Annotated in this window: 18 protein-coding genes and 1 tRNA gene; 5 read left to right on the forward strand and 14 right to left on the reverse strand. The window is 69.3% G+C overall.

The genetic code is table 11. The features are described from left to right. The first annotated feature begins 1 nt into the window (after position 1). Entirely contained in the window at positions 2 to 796 is a 795-nt protein-coding gene (locus ACFQZY_RS12420; protein ID WP_377416168.1) for a metallophosphoesterase family protein, read from the forward strand. 9 nt (positions 797 to 805) lie between these two features. Here the strand turns inward: ACFQZY_RS12420 and ACFQZY_RS12425 are convergent, their stop codons facing one another. Then, on the reverse strand, positions 806 to 1,576 hold the full coding sequence (locus ACFQZY_RS12425; protein ID WP_377416170.1) for a 3-hydroxybutyrate dehydrogenase: 771 nt from the start codon (positions 1,574 to 1,576) through the stop codon (positions 806 to 808). 86 nt (positions 1,577 to 1,662) lie between these two features. On the opposite strand from ACFQZY_RS12425, the gene ACFQZY_RS12430 reads away from it, so the two are divergent. The 3 genes from ACFQZY_RS12430 to ACFQZY_RS12440 all read left to right on the forward strand — a co-directional run bounded on the left by ACFQZY_RS12430 (position 1,663) and on the right by ACFQZY_RS12440 (position 4,870). Next, the gene (locus ACFQZY_RS12430) at positions 1,663 to 2,595 is read left to right on the forward strand and encodes an alpha/beta fold hydrolase (protein ID WP_377416172.1); all 933 of its coding nucleotides are present in this window, start codon (positions 1,663 to 1,665) and stop codon (positions 2,593 to 2,595) included. Continuing rightward, a complete protein-coding gene (locus tag ACFQZY_RS12435) occupies positions 2,576 to 4,756 on the forward strand; it encodes a RelA/SpoT family protein (RefSeq protein ID WP_377416174.1) in 2,181 nt (726 codons plus the stop codon). Before ACFQZY_RS12430 ends, ACFQZY_RS12435 begins: the two co-directional genes overlap by 20 nt. Before the next feature lie 37 nt (positions 4,757 to 4,793). Next, positions 4,794 to 4,870: transfer RNA gene (locus ACFQZY_RS12440), tRNA-Val, on the forward strand. 65 nt (positions 4,871 to 4,935) lie between these two features. Here the strand turns inward: ACFQZY_RS12440 and galK are convergent. From galK to ACFQZY_RS12470, 6 genes are all read right to left on the reverse strand, one after another. Further along, the gene (gene galK / locus ACFQZY_RS12445) at positions 4,936 to 6,087 is read right to left on the reverse strand and encodes a galactokinase (RefSeq protein WP_377416176.1); all 1,152 of its coding nucleotides are present in this window, start codon (positions 6,085 to 6,087) and stop codon (positions 4,936 to 4,938) included. Continuing rightward, positions 6,084 to 7,145, reverse strand: coding sequence for a UDP-glucose--hexose-1-phosphate uridylyltransferase (locus ACFQZY_RS12450; protein ID WP_377416178.1), 1,062 nt, complete (start codon positions 7,143 to 7,145; stop codon positions 6,084 to 6,086). The genes galK and ACFQZY_RS12450 overlap by 4 nt, the downstream gene beginning before the upstream one ends. 117 nt (positions 7,146 to 7,262) lie before the next feature. Further along, the gene (gene leuD / locus ACFQZY_RS12455; RefSeq protein WP_377416180.1) at positions 7,263 to 7,874 is read right to left on the reverse strand and encodes a 3-isopropylmalate dehydratase small subunit; all 612 of its coding nucleotides are present in this window, start codon (positions 7,872 to 7,874) and stop codon (positions 7,263 to 7,265) included. Then, positions 7,874 to 9,283 carry a 3-isopropylmalate dehydratase large subunit gene (locus tag ACFQZY_RS12460; RefSeq protein WP_377416182.1) on the reverse strand — a complete coding sequence of 470 codons (1,410 nt, stop codon included), beginning with the start codon at positions 9,281 to 9,283 and terminating at the stop codon, positions 7,874 to 7,876. The genes leuD and ACFQZY_RS12460 overlap by 1 nt, the downstream gene beginning before the upstream one ends. Before the next feature lie 53 nt (positions 9,284 to 9,336). Further along, complete coding sequence (locus tag ACFQZY_RS12465; RefSeq protein ID WP_377416184.1) at positions 9,337 to 10,206, reverse strand: oxaloacetate decarboxylase; 870 nt, start codon at positions 10,204 to 10,206, stop codon at positions 9,337 to 9,339. Positions 10,207 to 10,210: 4 nt separating this feature from the next. After that, the gene (locus ACFQZY_RS12470; RefSeq protein WP_377416186.1) at positions 10,211 to 11,185 is read right to left on the reverse strand and encodes a Bug family tripartite tricarboxylate transporter substrate binding protein; all 975 of its coding nucleotides are present in this window, start codon (positions 11,183 to 11,185) and stop codon (positions 10,211 to 10,213) included. A 98-nt stretch (positions 11,186 to 11,283) separates the two neighbouring features. On the opposite strand from ACFQZY_RS12470, the gene ACFQZY_RS12475 reads away from it, so the two are divergent. Beyond that, positions 11,284 to 12,063: a GntR family transcriptional regulator gene (locus ACFQZY_RS12475; RefSeq protein ID WP_377416188.1), complete on the forward strand. Its 780-nt coding sequence runs from the start codon at positions 11,284 to 11,286 to the stop codon at positions 12,061 to 12,063. Here ACFQZY_RS12475 and ACFQZY_RS12480 read toward each other — a convergent pair. From ACFQZY_RS12480 to ACFQZY_RS12510, 7 genes are all read right to left on the reverse strand, one after another. Beyond that, complete coding sequence (locus ACFQZY_RS12480; protein WP_377416190.1) at positions 12,060 to 12,710, reverse strand: NUDIX domain-containing protein; 651 nt, start codon at positions 12,708 to 12,710, stop codon at positions 12,060 to 12,062. The genes ACFQZY_RS12475 and ACFQZY_RS12480 overlap by 4 nt on opposite strands. Continuing rightward, a complete protein-coding gene (locus ACFQZY_RS12485) occupies positions 12,703 to 12,858 on the reverse strand; it encodes a hypothetical protein (RefSeq protein ID WP_377416192.1) in 156 nt (51 codons plus the stop codon). The genes ACFQZY_RS12480 and ACFQZY_RS12485 overlap by 8 nt, the downstream gene beginning before the upstream one ends. 280 nt (positions 12,859 to 13,138) lie before the next feature. Next, positions 13,139 to 14,782, reverse strand: a complete 1,644-nt coding sequence (locus ACFQZY_RS12490; protein ID WP_377416194.1) for a hypothetical protein — start codon at positions 14,780 to 14,782, stop codon at positions 13,139 to 13,141. A 14-nt stretch (positions 14,783 to 14,796) separates the two neighbouring features. Beyond that, positions 14,797 to 16,032, reverse strand: coding sequence for a PilX N-terminal domain-containing pilus assembly protein (locus ACFQZY_RS12495; RefSeq protein WP_377416196.1), 1,236 nt, complete (start codon positions 16,030 to 16,032; stop codon positions 14,797 to 14,799). Between the two features lie 11 nt (positions 16,033 to 16,043). Next, positions 16,044 to 16,925, reverse strand: coding sequence for a PilW family protein (locus ACFQZY_RS12500; protein WP_377416198.1), 882 nt, complete (start codon positions 16,923 to 16,925; stop codon positions 16,044 to 16,046). Continuing rightward, a complete protein-coding gene (locus tag ACFQZY_RS12505; protein ID WP_377416200.1) occupies positions 16,919 to 17,467 on the reverse strand; it encodes a GspH/FimT family pseudopilin in 549 nt (182 codons plus the stop codon). Before ACFQZY_RS12505 ends, ACFQZY_RS12500 begins: the two co-directional genes overlap by 7 nt. Position 17,468: 1 nt before the next feature. Beyond that, on the reverse strand, positions 17,469 to 17,918 hold the full coding sequence (locus ACFQZY_RS12510) for a type IV pilin protein (protein ID WP_377416202.1): 450 nt from the start codon (positions 17,916 to 17,918) through the stop codon (positions 17,469 to 17,471). Positions 17,919 to 18,083: the final 165 nt, after the last annotated feature.

An 18,083-nucleotide genomic window follows, 5' to 3' on the forward strand; every position in this document is an offset into this window, starting at 1 on the left:
GATGGGCCTGCTGCTGCACCTGTCGGACACGCACTTCGGCACCGAGGAGCCCGCCGTGGTCGAGGCGGTGGTGCGGCTGGCGGCAGGCCGCCGGCCGGATGCGGTGGTCCTCAGCGGCGACATCACCCAGCGGGCGACGCGCGCGCAGTTCGCAGCCGCCCGGGCATTCTGTGAGCGCCTCGGGCCGGCGCCGCGGCTGGTCCTGCCGGGCAACCATGACCTTCCGCTGTTCGACCTGGCCTCGCGCGTCGCGCGGCCCCTGGGGCGCTTCCGCCAGGCGTTCGGCGACGAGGAGCCGGTGCTGCGGCTGCCGGGCGCGATCGTGGTCGGCGTGAACACCACCCGCTGGTGGCGGCACAAGGACGGCGAGGTCTGCGCCGCGCAGGTGGCGCGTGTTGCCGGCCTGCTGCGGGAGGCCGGGCGCGGGGTGCTCCGGGTGGTCGTGACACACCACCCGGCGGCGGTGGTCCGGGCGCAGGACCGGGAGAACCTCCTGATCGGCGCCGACGCCGCGCTCGCGGCCTGGAGCCGCGCGGGGGCGGACCTGCTCCTGGGCGGCCACATCCACCTGCCTTACGTGGCGGACTTGAGCGGCGCGCCCTGGTCGCTGTCGCGGCCCCTGTGGTGCGTGCAGGCCGGCACGGCGGTGTCCCGCCGGGTGCGGCACGACACCCGGCACTCGCTGAACCTGGTGGCCTGGGGTTCGGCCGGGTGCGAGGTCGAGCGGCTGGACTACGACCTGGCCGCCGACGCGTTCGTCACGGTCCAGCGCCGGCCGCTGGCGCTGGGGCCGTGAGCCGGGGGCTTACTGCGCCGTCCAGCCGCCATCCATGTTCCAGGCCACGCCGCGCACGTTGTTGCCGGCGGGCGAGCAGAAGAACACGGCCAGCTCGCCCAGTTCCTCGGGCGTGGTGAACTGCATCGAGGGCTCCTTCTCGCCGAGCAGGCGGCGAACCGATTCCTCGTTGCTCCAGCCGTTGGCCTTGGCGCGGTCGTCCACCTGCTTCTGCACCAGGGGCGTGAGCACCCAGCCGGGGCAGATCGCGTTGCAGGTCACGCCGGTGGTGGCGTTCTCCAGCGCGGTGACCTTGGTCAGGCCGACGACGCCATGCTTGGCCGCCACGTAGGCCGACTTGTCCGCCGAGGCCACCAGGCCGTGGACCGAGGCCACGTTGATGATGCGGCCCCAGTTGGCGGCGCGCATGGCGGGCAGGGCCAGGCGCGAGGCGTGGAAGGCGCTGGAGAGGTTGATCGCGATGATCGCGTCCCACTTCTCCACCGGGAATTCGTGCACCGGCGCCACATGCTGGATGCCGGCGTTGTTCACGAGGATGTCGACGCGGCCGAAGCGTTCGGCGGCGAACCTCATCATCGCCTCGATCTCGGCCGGCTTGCTCATGTCGGCGCCGTGGAAGGCCACCTCCACGCCCAGCGCGCGGATCTCCGCCTGGGGCGCCGCGTTGTCGCCGAAGCCATTGAGCACGATGTTCGCGCCTTGCCGGGCCAGTGCCTTGGCGATGCCGAGGCCGATCCCGCTGGTGGAGCCCGTCACGAGCGCCGTCTTGCCTTTGAGCATGGGAAACTTCTCCGTCCGATCCATTACGATGATGCAAGGCCGCGCTGCGGCCAGCGACCCGCAGTATCGCAATTTCCTTGCCTACCATGCCCAGCCCCCTCCTGAACCACGTTCCCTGCGCCGGCCCGGCGGGTCCCCACCGGATGGCGTACTGGTCCTGGGGCCGGGCTGATGCGCCGCACCTGGTGGTGTGCGTGCATGGCCTCACGCGCCAGGGCCGCGACTTCGACGTGCTGGCCCAGGCCCTGGTCGAGCGCTCCCCGACGCCGCTGCGCGTGGTCTGCCCCGACGTGGCCGGCCGCGGCGAGAGCGACTGGCTGGCCGACCCGGCCCACTACCAGGTGCCGGTCTACGTCGGCGACATGCTCGCGCTGCTGGCCCGCCTGCAGGCCCAGGCGCCCATCGCCACCCTGGACTGGGTGGGCACCAGCATGGGGGGGCTGATCGGAATGGGCCTGTTCGGCACCCCCGACCTGCCGCTGCCGGCGCCGCTGCACCGGCTGGTGCTCAATGACATCGGCCCCGCCGTCGAGTGGGCCGCCATCCAGCGCATGCAGCAGTACGTGGGCCGCGCGCCGACGTTCGCCTCCGTGGAGGAGGCCTGCGAGGCGCTGTGGCGCGTCGCCTCCGGCTTCGGCCCGCACACGCCCGCCGAGTGGCGCGCCCTCACCGAGCCCATGCTGCGCCCGCTGCCCGGGGGCGGCTGGCGCCTGCACTACGACCCGGCCATCGGCGAGAACGTGCGCGCCGCCACCGAGGCCTCGGGCCGCGAGGGCGAGGCCCTGCTGTGGCAGGCCTATGACCGCATCCGCGCCCGCACGCTGCTGCTGCGGGGCGCCGACTCGGACCTGCTCACGCCGGCGACGGCGCGGGCCATGACCGAGCGCGGGCCGCGGGCCCGCCTGATCGAATTCCAAGGCGTCGGCCATGCCCCGACGCTCGTCACGCTGCAGCAGGTGGAGGCGGTGGCCTCGTTCCTGCTGGGAGGAGCTGTGCCCGATGAAAACCCGGACGGCTGACGCCGGCGACGGCCTGGCCGCGCCGGAGCTGGTGGCCGCTGCAGAACAGAGCCTGCCCCAGCAGGCCCAGGCCCTGGCCCGCGCGCGGGCCTTCGCCGAACCCCTGATCGCCCACGAGACGCTGGACACCGGCGAGAACACGCTGGCCCATGCCGACGCGGTCGCTGCCATCCTCAAGCGCATGGGCGGCTCCGAGGCCATGCAGGCCGCGGCCTACCTGGTCTATGCCTGCCCGCACCTGGCCAAGCCGCACGAGGCCATCGCCAAGGCCTTCGGCGAGAGCTACGCGGCGCTCGCCGTCGAGACCACGCAGCTGGTGGCGGTGCAGCGCCAGGCGAGGGCGCAGCATGCGGCCCACGCCCAGGCCGAGAACGTGCGCAAGATGCTGCTGGCGTTCTCGCGCGACCTGCGCGTGGTGATGCTGCGCCTGGCCTCGCGCATGCAGACCCTGCGCTGGCATGCCGCCTCGCGCACCCCGGTGGCGCCGGCGCTCGCGCGCGAGTCGCTGGAGGTGTTCGCGCCGCTGGCCAACCGACTGGGCATCTGGCAGCTCAAATGGGAGCTGGAGGACCTGGCCTTCCGCTTCCTTGAGCCCGACACCTACAAGCAGGTGGCGAAGCTGCTCGAGGAAAAGCGCGCCGAGCGCGAGGCCTACATGGAGCGCCTGCGCGCCGGCCTCGAGTCCGAGCTGCACGCGCAGGGGCTGCACGCCCACGTGGCGGGCCGGCCCAAGCATATCTACAGCATCGTCAAGAAGATGCGGGGCAAGTCGCTGGACTTCGACCGCGTGTTCGACGTGCGCGCCCTGCGCGTGATCGTGCGCGACACGCGCGAGTGCTACGCCGCGCTGTCCTGGGTGCACCAGCGCTTCGAGGCGATCCAGAGCGAGTTCGACGACTACATCGCCCGGCCCAAGCCGAACGGCTACCAGTCGCTGCACACCGTGGTGCGCGATGGCACGGGCAAGCCGATCGAGATCCAGATCCGCACCCAGGCCATGCACGACCACGCCGAGCACGGCGTGGCGGCGCACTGGGCCTACAAGGAGGCGGGGACCAAAGGCTACTCGGGCGTGTCGGCCAGCGGCGAGTACGACGCCAAGATCGCGGTGCTGCGCCAGCTGCTCGCGTGGGAGCGCGACCTGGCCGGAGCCGGCGCGGGCCTGTTCGAGGACCGCATCTACGTCCTGACGCCCCAGGCCAACGTGGTCGAATTGACCGCCGGCTCCACGCCGGTGGACTTCGCCTACACCGTCCACACCAGCCTGGGCCACCGCTGCCGCGGCGCGCGCATCGACGGCGTGATGGTGCCGCTGAACACGCCCCTGAAGAACGGCCAGACGGTGGAGATCGTCACGGTCAAGGACGGCGGGCCGTCGCGTGACTGGCTCAACCCCGAGCTGGGCTTCCTCGCCAGCAACCGGGCGCGGGCCAAGGCGCGTGCCTGGTTCAACGAGCAGCACAAGCACGAGACCATCGCGCGCGGGCGCGAGCTGGTGGAAAAGCTGCTGCAGCGCGAGGGCCGCACCGCGGTCAAGCTGGAGGACCTGGCCTCGCAGCTGGGGTTCAAGTCGGCGGACGACCTGTTTGCGGTGGTGGGCAAGGACGAATTCTCCCTGCGCACCATCGAGACCCTGCTGAACCCGCCGGAGGCGCCGGTGCCGCAGGACGAGTTCCTGCTGAAGAAGCAGCGCGTCGCCACGCCGTCCCCCAAGGGCGGGGTGCTGGTGGTGGGCATCGACTCGCTCATGACCCAGATGGCGCGCTGCTGCAAGCCCGCGCCGCCGGACGAGATCCGCGGCTTCGTCACGCGCGGCAAGGGCGTGAGCATCCACCGCGAGGACTGCAGCAACTTCCGCGAGATGGCCTCGCGCAGCCCCGAGCGGGTGATCGAGGTGGCGTGGGGCCGGCCGAAGGCGGACGGCGCCGCGGTCTACCCGGTGGATGTCTCGGTCGAGGCCGGCGACCGGCAGGGCCTGCTGCGCGACATCTCCGAAGTCTTCGCCAAGGAGAAGATGAACGTGATCGGCGTGCAGACGCAGTCGGTCAAGGGCTCGGCCTTCATGACCTTCACGGTGGAGGTTTCCGACTCGAACCGGCTCGGGAAAGTGCTGGGCCTGGTGCGCGAAGTCGGCGGTGTTCGCTCGGCCCGCAGAAGGTGAGGAAAACCCTGCTACAATAGATGCTTCGAACAAACGAAGGCGCGTAGCTCAGTTGGTTAGAGCACCACCTTGACATGGTGGGGGTCGTTGGTTCGAATCCAATCGCGCCTACCAGATACTCTGGAACATTCAAGGGCTTGGCAGATCTGCCAAGCCCTTTTTGTTTTGCGCGTCCCTCATCAGGCCAGGCCCGCTCCGCCGCGCGCCTGGCAGACCCAGACCGTGGCCGGCTCGCCGCCGGGCGCCCGGTACCCCGCGGCGATGGCCGCGCGCACCGCATCCACCCGCTCGTGGGGCAGCAGGGCCACCACGCAGCCGCCGAAGCCGCCCCCGGTCATGCGCGCGCCGCCCGGGTCGCCGATCGCCGCCTGTGCGAGGTCGACCAGGCGGTCGATCGCCGGCACGGTGATCTCGAAGTCGTCGCGCATCGAGGCATGGGACTCGGCCATCAGCCGGCCGAGCGCCGGCAGGTCGCCGGCGGCCAGGGCCGCCGCGGCCTCCTGCGTGCGGCGGTTCTCCGTGACCACGTGGCGGGCCCGGCGCAGGGCCACCGCGTCGAGGCCGGCGGCGCCGCGGGCGAGGGCGGCCTCGTCGAGGTCGCGCAGGGCGCGTACGCCGTAGTGGCGAGCCGCCGCCTCGCACTGGATGCGGCGCTCGTTGTAGGCGCTGTCGACCAGGCCGCGGGCCACCCGGGAGTGCACGATCATGACCGCCAGGCCGGCGGGCAGCGGCACGGCCTGCGCGTCCAGTGAGCGGCAGTCGATCAGCAGGGCGTGGCCGTTCTCGCCGCGGGCCGAGATCAGTTGGTCCATGATCCCGCAGTTGCAGCCCACGAACCCGTTCTCGGCGCGCTGCGCCAGCAGGGCCACCTCGGTGGGCGAGAGGCCCAGGCCGTGCAGGCGGTTGAGGGCCTCGATCACCGCCACTTCCAGCGAGGCCGAGGACGACAGGCCCGCGCCCTGCGGCACGTTGCCGGCGATGGCCAGGTCCGAGCCGGGCAGGGCGCAGCCGCGCGCCAGCAGCACGTCGACGCAGCCGCGCACGTACTCGGTCCACGGCAGCCCGGGCCGGTGCGGCACCGGCGCCTCGGCTCGGAAATCGTCCTGCGCACCGGCGTAGTCCGCGGCGACCACGCGCACGCGGCCGTCGTCGCGGGCCGTGGCGGCGACCACGGTCTGGTAGTCGATCGCGCAGGGCAGGACGAAGCCGTCGTTGTAGTCGGTGTGCTCGCCGATCAGGTTGACGCGGCCCGGCGCGCGCACCCGCAGCGTCGGTCCGTCGCCGAAGGCCTGGGTGAAGGCCTCGATGGCACGCTGCACGGTTTCGCTCATCGCGCGCCTCCGGCCCCGGCTCGGTAATGGACCTCCGGCAATTCACGCAGCCGCCGGGCCGCCTGCTCCGGCGTCAGGTCCCGCTGCGCCTCGGCCAGCATCTCGAAGCCGACCATGAACTTGCGCACCGTCGCCGACCGCAGCAGCGGCGGGTAGAAGTGCGCGTGCAACTGCCAGGGTGTGGGGTCGCGGGCATCGAAGGGCGCGCCGTGCCAGCCCATGGAGTAGGGGAAGGAGGTGTTGAACAGGTTGTCGTAGCGGGTGGTGAGGCGCTGGACCGCCAGGGCCAGGTCGGCGCGCTGCGCCGGCGTGAGCTGGGGCAGGCGCTGCACCGGGAACCGCGGCAGCAGCAGCACCTCGAAGGGCCAGGTCGCCCAGAAGGGCACGATCGCCAGCCAGTGCGCGGTCTGCAAGACCAGGCGCTCACCGGCCCCGGCCTCGCGGCGGGCCGCGTCCAGCAGCATCGGCGTGCCGTGGGCGGCGTGGTACGCGCGCTGCTCGCGGTCCTCGGCGGCGGCCTCGTTGGGCATGAAGTCGCAGGCCCAGACCTGGCCATGCGGGTGGGGCTGGGAGCAGCCCATGATCTCGCCCTTGTTCTCGAAGACCTGCACCCAGCGGTAGTCACGGCCCAGGTCGGCCGACTGCCCGCACCAGGTGTCCACCACCTGGCCGATCGCGGGCAGCGACAGTTCGGGCAGGGTGCGGCCGTGGTCCGGCGAGAAGCAGATGACGCGGCTGGTGCCGCGGGCGGGCTGCAGGGTGAACAGGGCGTCGCCGGCCGCGGCGGCGGGTGCGGGCACCTGCGGCATCAACGCCGCATGGTCGTTGGTGAACACGAAGGTGCCGGTGTAGCCGGGGTTGCGCTCGCCGTTCACCCGCACATTGCCGGCGCACAGGTGGCAGGCGGGGTCGTAGGCGGGCAGGCGCTCGTGCGCAGCCTCCTCCTGCCGGCCCTGCCACGGCCGCTTCGCGCGGTGCGGGGAGACCAGCACCCACTGGCCGGTCAGCGGGTTGCGGCGGCGGTGCGAATGCTCGGCGGCATCGAAGGCGGCGGTCATGCGTCGTATCCGTGGGGGCTCATCGAACGCCCTCATGCCACCACCTTTGCCAGGCGCGCGATGTAGGCCGTTTCCGCAGGGGCGTCGGCGGCGCCCCCGGGTTCCGCCATCACAGGGTCAGTAGGCCCAGGGCCGGCGTGCCTGGTCCTGCAGGCGGTAGGCCGCGATCTGAGCTCCCCGGTCCAGCGTCAGCTGGATCTCGTCCACGCCCGCCAGCAGCATGTTCCGCAGTTGCCCCGGTGACTTGAACGTGAAGGACGAGCCATCGGGCGCCACGACCTGCTGCGCCTCGAGGTCCACCGTCACCGGGGCATCGCCCTGCGCCGCTTCGACCAGCCGGGCGATGTGGCGCACCTGCTCGATCGGCAGTTCGACCGGCACGATGCCGTTGCGCCAGCAGTTGTTGAAGAAGATGCCGCCGAAGGAGGGCGCGACGATGGCGCGGAAGCCGAACTCGCGCAGCGCCTTGGGCGCGCGCTCGCGCGAGGAGCCGCAGCCGAAGTTGCGGTCCGCGAGCAGCACCTGCGCCTGGTCGTAGGGCCGGCGATTGAGGATGAAGCCGGGATCGGGCGATCCATCCGGCCGGTAGCGCAGGTGGTGGAACAGGTGCTCGCCGTAGCCTTTCGCATCGGTCCCGCCCAGGAACAGCGTGGGGATGATCTGGTCGGTGTCGATGTTGATGCGCATCAGCGGCGCGGCGATGCCCGTGACGCTTTGCAGGGCTTCCATCAGGCGATCTCCCCGGGGGCGGCGATGCAGCCGGCGATGGCGGAGGCGGCCACCGTCGCCGGGCTGGCGAGGTGGGTGCGCGTCTTCGGCCCCTGCCGGCCCTCGAAATTGCGGTTGGTGGTGCTGATCACCCGAAGCCCGGCGAAGCGGCCCTCGCCGATGTCACTGCAGAAGCCGCAGCCCGACTCGTGCCACTCGAACCCCGCGTCCTTGAAGATGCGGTCCAGGCCCTCGGCCTCGGCCGCGTGCTTCACCGGGGTGGAGCCCGGCACGCAGATGGCCTGCACGCCGGCCTTCACCTTGCGGCCCCGGAGCACCGCGGCGGCGGCGCGCAGGTCGGACAGGCGCGCGTTGGTGCACGAGCCGATGTAGGCGACCTCGATGGCGATGCCCTGCACCGGCATGCCCGGGGTGAGCTGCATGTAGTCCAGGGCCTTGCGTGCGAGCTGCTGCGCCTCCTCGTCGCCGGTGTCCTGCGGCCGGGGGATGAGGCCGTCGATGGCCACCACCTGCTGCGGGCTCGTGCCCCAGGTGACCTGCGGGCGCAGCTGGCTGCAGTCGACGTCGACCTCCCAGTCGAAGACGGCGCCGGGGTCGCTGGGCAGGGTGCGCCAGTAGGCCGCGGCGCGGTCCCAGTCGGCGCCCCGGGGCGCGTACTCACGCCCCTTGAGGTAGTCGAGCGTCGCCTCGTCCGGCGGCACGAATGCGTACTTGGCGGAGAACTCGATCGCCATGTTGCACAGGGTCATGCGGCCTTCGACCGGCAGGTTGCGCACGGCCTCGCCCGCGTATTCCACCGCGTAGCCGATGCCGGCCTGGGCGCCGACCTGGCCGATCAGCGCCAGGACCATGTCCTTGGCTGTCACGCCCTCGGGCAGCCGGCCGTTGAAGTTGACCCGCATCGCCTTCGGCTTGGCCTGGGCCAGCGCCTGCGTGGCGAGCACATGCTCGGCTTCGCTGGCGCCGATGCCCCAGGCCAGCGCCCCCACGCCGCCTACCGTGCTGGTGTGGCTGTCGCAGCACACCAGGGTGGCGCCCGGGAAGGCGATGGCGCGCTCGGGGGCGACCACGTGGGCGATGCCCTGGCGCGCGTCATCGAAGTCGATGAAGTGGAAGCCCCAGTCACGCGACGCCTTGCGCGTGGCCTCGATCATCACCGCGCCGCTCTTCGACGGCGAGTCGGTGGGCCCGCGGCCGGGGTAGGTGGAGATCAGGTGCTCGATGATCGTGTAGACCTGATGCCGGTTCGCCGGTTCGCGGCCCGACTTCGCCAGTGCCGTCACCACCTGGCTGCCGGACAGCTCGTGCAGCACGAGCCGGTCCACCTGCAGCAGCTCCATGCCATCGTCCAGGGCGCAGATCATGTGGTCGGCCCACACCTTGTCGAGGAAGGTGCGTGCGGTGCGCATCGCAGCGGCCCCCGTGGGGGCGTGCGCCGGCTCGGGACGGCCCGGCGCGGCGCTCATACCACGTACCGCTGTTCCAGCGCCTTGAACGTCGCCGCATCCAGCACCTTCTGCCGGTCGGCGAACATCATCAGCCGGTCCTCCACGCCCTCGATCGAGCCCTTGGCGTTGAGGCTGCCCAGCACGTCCTGCATCGCCAGCATCGAGGCCTGCAGCGCCGCGTTGGCGTAGCAGATCGCGGCGTAGCCGGCCTGGGCCAGCTCCTCGCGCGGCACGAGCGGTGTCTTGCCCCCGATCACCATGTTGCACAGGTGGATGCCGGGCACCGCCTGCGGGATGGCGAGCAGTTCCTCGCGATTGAGCGGTGCCTCGATGAACAGGAAGTCGGCGCCCGCCTCCTGGTAGGCGCGGGCGCGGTCGAGCGCTGCCTCGAAGCCCTCCACGCCACGCGCGTCGGTGCGCGCGAGGATCATCAGGTCGCCATCGACCCGCGCGTCGACCGCCGCCTTCAGCTTGGCGACCATCTCGGCCTTCGGGATCACGTCCTTGCCGTCGAAGTGGCCGCAGCGCTTGGGGTAGGTCTGGTCCTCGATCATGATAGCGTTGGCGCCCGCGCGCTCCAGCAGCTGGACGGTGCGGCGCGCGTTCAGCGCGTTGCCGAAGCCGGTGTCCGCGTCAGCGAGGATCGGGATGCTCGTCACCTCGCGGATCGCGGCCACATGCGCGGCCAGCTCGGTCACCGACACCAGGCCGATGTCGGGAATGCCCAGGAAAGTGTTCGCCACCGCGGCGCCGCTCACCATCATCGTGGGGAAGCCGGCCGCCTCGATGAAGCGGGCGGTGAGCGCGTTGCCTGCGCCCGCCATCATCAGGCCCGCGCCCGGCTGGAGGATCTCGCGCAGGCGCTTGTTCAGTGCATTGGCCATGGGTTCAACCTTCGATCTTGATGTTGGCCTTGGCCACCAGGGCCCGCCAACGCTCCAGGTCCGACTGGACGACCTGCATCATCTGCTCCGGCGTGCCGCCCACGCCGGTCGTGCCTTCGGCGGCGAACTTGTCGCTGACGGCCTTGAGCTTCAGGACTTCGTTCAGCTCGCGATTGAGCAGGGCGATGACATCGGGCGGCAGGCCCTTCGGTCCGGCCACGGCCTTCCAGTCCACGACCAGGTGCTGCCACCCCTGCTCGGAGAAGGTCGGGATGTCCGGCATCTGGGGCAGGCGCTGCGGGGAGGAGAAGCCGAGCGCGCGCACCTTGCCCGAGCGGATGAACGGGATGGCGAAGGTGGAACTGGTGAACATCAGGTCGCAGGTGCCTGCCAGCACGTCGCTGAACGCCTGCGATGAGCCCTTGTACGGCACGTGCTGGAACTTCACGCCCATCATGAAGGCCAGTTCCTCCATGCCCAGGTGGGCGATGGAGCCGATGCCGGCCGACCCATAGGTGAGCGCGCCGGGGTTCGCCCGGGCTGCGGCGAACAGGTCCGCGGCGCTGCGCAGCGGCGACTTTTCGCTGACCACCACCACGCCCGGATCGCGCGAGACCATCATGATCGGCTGCATGTCGGCGATCGGGTCGTAAGGCACCTTGGAGACCGCCGCCTGGATGGCGTAGGAGCTCGACATGTTCAGGAGGGTGTAGCCATCCGGCCTCGACTTGAGCACGTAGGCCGAGCCGACATTGCCCCCGGCGCCGACCCGGTTCTCCACCACCACCGGCCCCTTCAGCCGCGGCGCGAGCTCCCTGGCCAGCAGGCGGGCGACCACGTCACCGCCGCCCCCGGCCGCGAAGGGCACGACGAAGGTGATCGGCCGGCCGCCGGGATAGCCGGCCTGGGCCCGGGCCGGGAGGGCTGGCAGGCCGCCGCAGGCCGCGAGGCCGGCCTGCAGGAGGTGGCGTCTGAGCATGGTTGTCTCCTCTTTTTCAGCGGATTCTGTCGCCCGGTGATGGTCCTTACAATGGAACCACTGGTCTTATTGAAAAGACCAGAATCCCTTGTGCGTCCATGGCCCAGGTCAACCCCGTCGCCCGCTACCACGTGATCGAGATGGCGCTCGCCGCGCGTATCCGCGACGGTGTCTACGACGCCAGCGGCCTGCCAGGTGAGCGCGCCCTGGCCGAGGAGTTCGGCGCGGCCCGGGTCACGATCCGTTCGGCGCTGGCGCGGCTGCAGGCGCAGGGGCTGGTGGTGCGCAGCGAGCGGCGTGGAACGCTCGCCGCCTCGGGCCGGGGCGTGGCGCAGCGGCGCCTCCTGGGTGACCATGTCGCCGGCTTCCTCGACCGCGGCCGGCCCGACCGGCGCAAGGTCCTGGCCTTCGGCTGGACCGGCGCGAGCCCGGTGATCGCGCAGCAGCTGCGGGTCGCCGAAGGCGACCGGGTCTTGCGGGTGTTGCGCCTGCGTCTGGATGCGATCGGCCCGCTCACGCTCACCGAAGTTTTCGTGACCCGCGACGTGGCGCCCGCGGTGAGCCGCGCCAGCCTGGCACGCAAGGCGTTCGTGGAGCTGATGGAGGCGCACGGCGTTCGCATCCGGGCGGCGGACCAGTCGGTGTCGGCCGAGCCCGCCGACTACCACGTGGCGCAGGCGCTCGGTGTGGCGCACGGTGCGCCGGTCCTCAGGTTGTCTCGTGTGCTGTACGACGCCAAGGGCGTGCCGGTCCAGGTGCTTCAGGGCTGGTACCGGGCCGACCGCTTCGATATCCGCATGCGCATGTCGCACGCCGAGGATGCGACGCGGGTGTGGATCGAGGCGCGCGAGGGCCAGGCTTCCATCCGTGAGGCCTAGGCGCCGAGCGACTCCATCAGCGCCTCGACGCTGCCGAAGCGTCCGATCGCCTCCAGCATGTCCCGCGTCACCGTCATCAGCTTGCGGGTCTCGCCGGATGCCAGTGCCTCGGCCGGGCGCAGCCAGTCGTGTCCCACGATCTCGCGGCCATCGGTCTCGGCCTGCTGGCCCGGGGGCAGGGGAGCCACGTAGAAGTGGGTGTCGAAGCGCTTGGGGCGCGCCAGCGGGGTGATGCGGTGCGCGAAGTGCCGCAGCCGGTCCGGCGCGAGGCGCAGGCCGTGGCGTCCGCACAGGTCGGCCAGGGTGAGGCGGCCCTCGGCCAGCGCCAGGCGTTGCGCTGCGAGGGCGGCGAAGTCCGGGTGAGCGCCGTCGACCAGTTGCCCGAGCCGGTCGTACGCGAACAGGATGCCCGCCTCCTCGAAGCACTCGCGGATCGCCGCTACCGGGTGCGCCTGGCCCGGGTGCTGGGCCTCGTCGAGGGCTTCCACCCGCCCGCCGGGAAAGACCCAGGCGCCGCCGTACTGGTCGGGCGCAGCGGCTCGTTCGACCATCAGCACCTCCAGGCCCTGCGGCCCCTCGCGCACGACGATCACCGTCGCTGCCGGGCGTGCCGGTGGCGGCATGGGGGTCACGGCGGGCTCACTCATGCGTCCACTCCGGCGGTGCGGTACATCCCGTCGCGCGCCTCGCGAACGCGCAGGACACGGCTCGGTTCACCGCGTTGTGCCGCTCGGGGCGGTTGATGGTCACGGTGACCAGACCGTCATCGTGCGACACCAGGACTTCATCGTTCATCGGGTCTCCGGGGGATAACGCCGGCCTGAGCCGGACCAGCCGTACCACGGCATCGTGGGTCATCTTCCTGCATGCGCGCCATCAGATCGCGCACCGATGTCTCCTCGGTGACCGGGCTCGCTGCCTGACCTGCGAACTGGGGCAGGCAGCGGCGTTCCTCCGGTCCAACGAGGCGGGGGCGGTCACCGGGGTGAACCTCCCGGTGGATGGTGGGGGGATGGTGGCGACGCCGTGTGGGGACGTTTGAGGGGACGCGGACGGCTCTTACGTGACCACCACCTCAAGGGGTCTGGGTGCAAGCGGGGTCGCTGGTACTCGAATCGATGTTGACGCCCGAGATCGAGCTGCAGCCCACATTGGTTCGGGTGACGGTGCAGGTTTGCGTGGCCTGCGAGCCAGAAACCTTGCCAGTGATGATGGCCTTGATGGTCACATTGGTCGAGGCGCCTCCCGTGAGCGAGCAGGTGTAGTTGGCGGAATTGCCTTGACCCTGGCAAATCCCGGAGCCCCCTGTGCTCGTGGTGTACGAGATCGTCGTCGTTGCCTGGCTCGCGTTCTTGGGCGGGTTGAAAGAGCCGGAGATCTGGATCGAGCAGGCGCCGGCGCTGGCATTGGGCCAGATGTCGGGACACTCGTCGCTGCTTGTGGACCAGTTGTCCGGGCTGATGCAGAGGTTCTTTCCCGCGTTGTAGGTGAAGGTCCCCGCAATGAGGGTCATCCGCTGCGCACAGGTCTGTGAACCGGAGATCCGCGATATGAGGAAGTCCTGCTTGAAGTAGTCTTGCCCCGTGGGAATCGACGTGTAGAAATCGGTCAGCTTCGACGGCCAGGGATAGCCGCCACGCGTCGTTCCGGTGCCCCCATTTCCGTAGGCGTACTTCAGGGGGGACACCGACTCGGCCATGCCGGTGCTGATGAACACGGGCACGTCGTTGATGGTGTCCTTGCGGAATCCCCGATAGGTTCGGATCGTCGACTCCGTCCATGCCGGGTTGGTCGTCTTGCTGGCATCCGCCACTGATGGATCGCCGACGCAGACGGTGGGGGGAGATCCAGAGTCCGGCAACTGGACGCCGACATTGCCATACCAGCCGGGACCGACGAAACAGGTGTAGTCGAAGTACCGGTACTTTGCACTGCCGCTCGTGGGCAGGGAGTTGGTGGCGGGATCGATGTCGTTGATGTAAACGCACTGCCCCTCGCTCGAGAGGCGCAGATTGACATCCTTCGGTGCTGGCAGGTTGGTGGCCTGAGCGTCGAAGTACACCTTGCCATGGATGGTCGTGAAACTCAAAGCCTGGCCCGCTGCGTTTGGCCTCAGGTAAAGGATGGTCTCCTTGGCGCCGGAGGCGAGCCGAAGGCGCGTGATGTTTTCACTGTCCGTGAATACCTCATAGGCCATGCCCGGCTTGTAGTTCGCCGTGCCCCGGATCGCGTTGCCTGTGGGCCGGATCACGTTTCCTCCCGTCCCGGCTGCCGCCATCACGCCGCGCACGGGGTCATTCCAGGCGATGGCCGAATCCAGCCGAACCGTTTGCTCTTGCCCTGACCGGCCCGTCCACTTCACGTCGACTTCGACCTTGCTGACGAGCAACGGGCTGGACGCCGGCACCGGGTTGTAGGGGTTGAAGTTGACCCGCCACTCACGCTTGAACTGCATGCCATCCGCGTTCGTGGGGGAGTCGGAGCCCGACGCCAGCCGTCCCGTGAACTCCGCCTGGATGCCGTTGTTGCGAAGGTCATCAAGCTTCTCACGCGCCAATGCCAGGGCTTCCGATCGCGCCTTGGACTCCCCAGTTCCTCCGGTCACTTGACCCATCAGCGTCGTCATGCCAAGGACCCCCAGCGAGAGGACCAACAGGGCAACGAGGGTCTCGATGATGAGGAACCCGCGAACGCGTAAGGACGTCGAGATGGTCTGCATGGCGCTAGTCTGGCTCACCAGTCCCTGAAGCTTCCGGGAACGGTGCCCGCCCGCCCCAGCCGTTGGGTCAGGCCCAGGCCGGTGGGGTCGAACACCACCTTGAAGTTGCCGTTGATGGTCACCTGGTTGGCGATCAGCGCGCCATAGATGGTGGGCGATCCGTTGCCACTGACGTTGCCGGTGACCACCACCAGGCCGTTGATGACCGGTGATCCCGTCACATCCCAGTTCCCGTTGATGATGACGATCACCGGCGCGGTGGCGGTTCCCAGGTCCGGGATCTGCGAGCTAACGTTTCCTTCGATCCAGATGACCTGGTTGTAAAGCTTGTCAGTGGGAATGGACCCGACAGAGGTCGCGTTGGTGGCCGAGGCGGCCTTGCTGCCATCCACGGTGTATGTGACTTTGGATGCGCGATAGTCGGCGGGTGCCGATCCCATGAACGTGGCGAAGAACTGCGACGCAGTGAGCGTCGAAAGCGCGGTGTCGTTCGCGATCACGTCGGGACCCACGTTGGTGCCGCTGGAACTGCAAACGTAGTGGTTGGGCGGATTGTTGCAGGACGGGCTGGTGCCCGCGTTGCGGTAGTCGGCCGTTGCCAGCGGGACGGGATCCGAGACGATGTTGCGCACGAAGGTCTTGCCAGTGGCGCTCTGCGTGGGCACGGCGCCACCCGACCAGACCGTCAGGTCGTTGAAGTAGTTCAGAACCGAGCCGCCACCCGTGAGCATGTTGTTGGACCCGAACGTAACGATCGGCGTCGTGATCGAGCCTGAAAGCACAGGGGCGCCAGCCACCAGCTGCACCATGCGCACGACGGTCGTCGAGTCATTGCTCCAGCCGCATGCCACGACCATCGGTGACCGAAGTTCAGCCGAGGCAGGCGGAGTGCAGGCCAGCGCGGGGGTGACCGTCGCCGCACAGGTCGGGGGCGTGGCGGCCGGACTGCAGAACTGGACCCTGTAGTTCGCTCCCCTGAGCAACGACGTCTGGGGTGCGGTCGCACCGGTGCCCGGCGCGAACTCCTCGACCTTCTGGCCGGCGTCGAAATAGCCCATGGCATGGTCCAGGCCGGCCAGCGCCGCCTGGTAGGCCGCTTGAGAACGTACCTCGTTGGCGGAGATCCGCTGCTCGGTGATGCCGCCGCGGGCCGCGTAGAACACGCCCAGGCTGGCGAGCAGGACCAGGATCAGCGTCACATGAAGCACTGCCACGCCGAGCTGGGCAGGTCTGGGATTCAGGTGGGGCATGGCGACTCCCGTCATTGCATCCGGTCGTTGCGCAGTCGTACGGCTGTTTCGAGCGTTCGCGTCGAGCCGGAGTCCTTGGCATGGGCCGCCCTCAGGGTCACGATGACGACACGGACTTCAGCCCGCCCGGTCTGGCCTGCGGGAACCGTGGGGGAGCCGGGTACCAGGGCCGAGGCAGGCAGCTTGGGCGTGCCGGCCGGAGCACCGGCGTTCAAGTCGCACGCGGCGTGGTGGTTGGTGGGTGTCGTCGGCGGCTTGAGCGACAAGTCTTCGGGGGTGAGGTACCAGCGCGTGTAGGTGACACCTGGCGTGCCTGCAGGGTCGAAGGTGTCCGGTGCAAATGCGATGCATTGGGAGCCCCCGGTCTGGAAGGTCACGTCCTGCAAATTGACGGTGCCGGGATAGTTCATCGGCAGCCAGGAGTAGTCCTCGCACTTGGTGATGGCTGCAGTGTTGGAGACCTTGCTGGTGCCCGCCTGGTTCAGGACCATCAAGCGCCTGTTGGTGCTGTCGAACCAGAACCCGAAGAACTCCTGCTCGTCGACGACGCCATCGACATCGAGATCGAAGGTGTAGAGGACACAGCGGTAATCTGCGCTGATGTGGAGGTCCGTGTTGTTGACGCCAGCGGCACTGCTACGCACCATGAACGGGTTGTTCGTCATGCCAGCGGCGGCTCTCCCCCAAAACCCTGCGCGGTGAAGGTCGTTCTCGATCACGCTCATGATCGCCCGCAGGTCCTGGTTGACCCGCGACATCGCGTTGGACGTCGTGGTCGCCCTCAGCGAGTTGACGTAGACCAGGCTGGCGCCCGCGATCAACACGAGCGCGATGGCCACGCCCACCAGGAGCTCCACGAGGCTGAGACCGCGCTGCTGCGTACGCCTCAGCATACCGGGTACCCTCCGAACGCATCGCCAACGGCGCAAACGGTGACCTGACCCACGGCGTTGATGCCAACCCGCAGCTTGTACTTCCCGCCGGAGGATTCCAGCTGCATGCAGGAGTCGCCATCCTTGCAGCCTTGGGTGCTGACGAAGCCTGTGAAGATCCCGCGGAAGTTCGCCACCAGACTTGTCGCCGTCGTCGGGATCGTGGCACCGACGACCTTCGGGTTGGCCATCCTGACCTGGCTGGAGTTGACGGTCGAGCGCAGCTCCTTGGAGTTGTCCGGCTGCGTCCATTCGGTATCGACTTTCCAGGCGGAACCGGTGTCGGATGAATAGATCGTGGTCGTCACGGAGTTCCGCTTCAGCGCCTCGGAGCGCGTCAGCTCCAGCATGTTGACGACGTCGGACGCTTGGGACTTGAGCCGAGTGCGCGCGAGACTGTCGTTGAAGCTCGGCGCGACCAGTGCGACCACGATCCCGAGGATGGACAGTGTGACCATCAACTCGATCATCGTGAATCCGCCACTGCGATCGGCGAGGCGCATCTCACTTGCTCCAGCAGCCGGGAGGCGTGAGGGTCAACTGCGAGGCACTGAGTGCGACCTCGATCGGTTTGCAGCCTGAGTCGTTCTCCTGCGCACCGAGAGGAGTTGCTCTGAGGGTGTAGGCACTCGCGGACGCTCCGCTGGCTTCGAGCTTGTAGTAGCCGTTCGGGCTCATGCACGGCGCGGGCTTGTTGTCCTTGCACACGCCGGCGAAAGCCTCTTTGGCGTCATTGTCCTTGTCGAAGTCGGCCGTGTTGGCGTAGGAGTCCTTCCGGAGCCGGTACTTTTCCTGCGCCAGCTGCGCCGCCTGCAGCATCGTCACCGCCTCCGCACGCCGGCTCTTGCGCACATGCGACTGGTACGACGGGTACGCCACCGCGGCGATGATGCCGATCACGGCCACCACCACCATCAGCTCGATCAGCGTCATCCCTTGCGTCGTCTTCTTCATCGGTTTCCCCATGGACGGACCGCCTTTTCACCGGCGACCGGCCGCGCGGGTTAATAGCTCTTCAGTAATCCCATCATAAGTATTTTGAAAAGAGATGTCACCGTTGGATCAGTCTGTTGTATTACCCGGACCACGCGCGAGTGGCCGTGCCGAGGGAAAACAGGC

The organism is Ramlibacter sp. GCM10027632, from assembly GCF_042675325.1.
GTDB lineage: Bacteria > Pseudomonadota > Gammaproteobacteria > Burkholderiales > Burkholderiaceae_C > Ramlibacter.

What these genes read in the sequence shown, in the direction of transcription:
- ACFQZY_RS12485 (WP_377416192.1), bottom strand. Translation starts at nt 12,858, where the DNA reads ATGAACGATGAAGTCCTGGTGTCGCACGATGACGGTCTGGTCACCGTG.
- ACFQZY_RS12435 (WP_377416174.1), top strand. Translation starts at nt 2,576, where the DNA reads ATGAAAACCCGGACGGCTGACGCCGGCGACGGCCTGGCCGCGCCGGAG.
- ACFQZY_RS12500 (WP_377416198.1), bottom strand. Translation starts at nt 16,925, where the DNA reads ATGCTGAGGCGTACGCAGCAGCGCGGTCTCAGCCTCGTGGAGCTCCTG.
- ACFQZY_RS12420 (WP_377416168.1), top strand. Translation starts at nt 2, where the DNA reads ATGGGCCTGCTGCTGCACCTGTCGGACACGCACTTCGGCACCGAGGAG.
- galK (WP_377416176.1), bottom strand. Translation starts at nt 6,087, where the DNA reads ATGAGCGAAACCGTGCAGCGTGCCATCGAGGCCTTCACCCAGGCCTTC.
- ACFQZY_RS12495 (WP_377416196.1), bottom strand. Translation starts at nt 16,032, where the DNA reads ATGCCCCACCTGAATCCCAGACCTGCCCAGCTCGGCGTGGCAGTGCTT.
- ACFQZY_RS12470 (WP_377416186.1), bottom strand. Translation starts at nt 11,185, where the DNA reads ATGCTCAGACGCCACCTCCTGCAGGCCGGCCTCGCGGCCTGCGGCGGC.
- ACFQZY_RS12465 (WP_377416184.1), bottom strand. Translation starts at nt 10,206, where the DNA reads ATGGCCAATGCACTGAACAAGCGCCTGCGCGAGATCCTCCAGCCGGGC.
- ACFQZY_RS12510 (WP_377416202.1), bottom strand. Translation starts at nt 17,918, where the DNA reads ATGAAGAAGACGACGCAAGGGATGACGCTGATCGAGCTGATGGTGGTG.
- ACFQZY_RS12450 (WP_377416178.1), bottom strand. Translation starts at nt 7,145, where the DNA reads ATGACCGCCGCCTTCGATGCCGCCGAGCATTCGCACCGCCGCCGCAAC.
- ACFQZY_RS12480 (WP_377416190.1), bottom strand. Translation starts at nt 12,710, where the DNA reads ATGAGTGAGCCCGCCGTGACCCCCATGCCGCCACCGGCACGCCCGGCA.
- ACFQZY_RS12425 (WP_377416170.1), bottom strand. Translation starts at nt 1,576, where the DNA reads ATGCTCAAAGGCAAGACGGCGCTCGTGACGGGCTCCACCAGCGGGATC.
- ACFQZY_RS12490 (WP_377416194.1), bottom strand. Translation starts at nt 14,782, where the DNA reads ATGCAGACCATCTCGACGTCCTTACGCGTTCGCGGGTTCCTCATCATC.
- ACFQZY_RS12430 (WP_377416172.1), top strand. Translation starts at nt 1,663, where the DNA reads ATGCCCAGCCCCCTCCTGAACCACGTTCCCTGCGCCGGCCCGGCGGGT.
- ACFQZY_RS12460 (WP_377416182.1), bottom strand. Translation starts at nt 9,283, where the DNA reads ATGCGCACCGCACGCACCTTCCTCGACAAGGTGTGGGCCGACCACATG.
- ACFQZY_RS12475 (WP_377416188.1), top strand. Translation starts at nt 11,284, where the DNA reads ATGGCCCAGGTCAACCCCGTCGCCCGCTACCACGTGATCGAGATGGCG.
- ACFQZY_RS12505 (WP_377416200.1), bottom strand. Translation starts at nt 17,467, where the DNA reads ATGCGCCTCGCCGATCGCAGTGGCGGATTCACGATGATCGAGTTGATG.
- leuD (WP_377416180.1), bottom strand. Translation starts at nt 7,874, where the DNA reads ATGGAAGCCCTGCAAAGCGTCACGGGCATCGCCGCGCCGCTGATGCGC.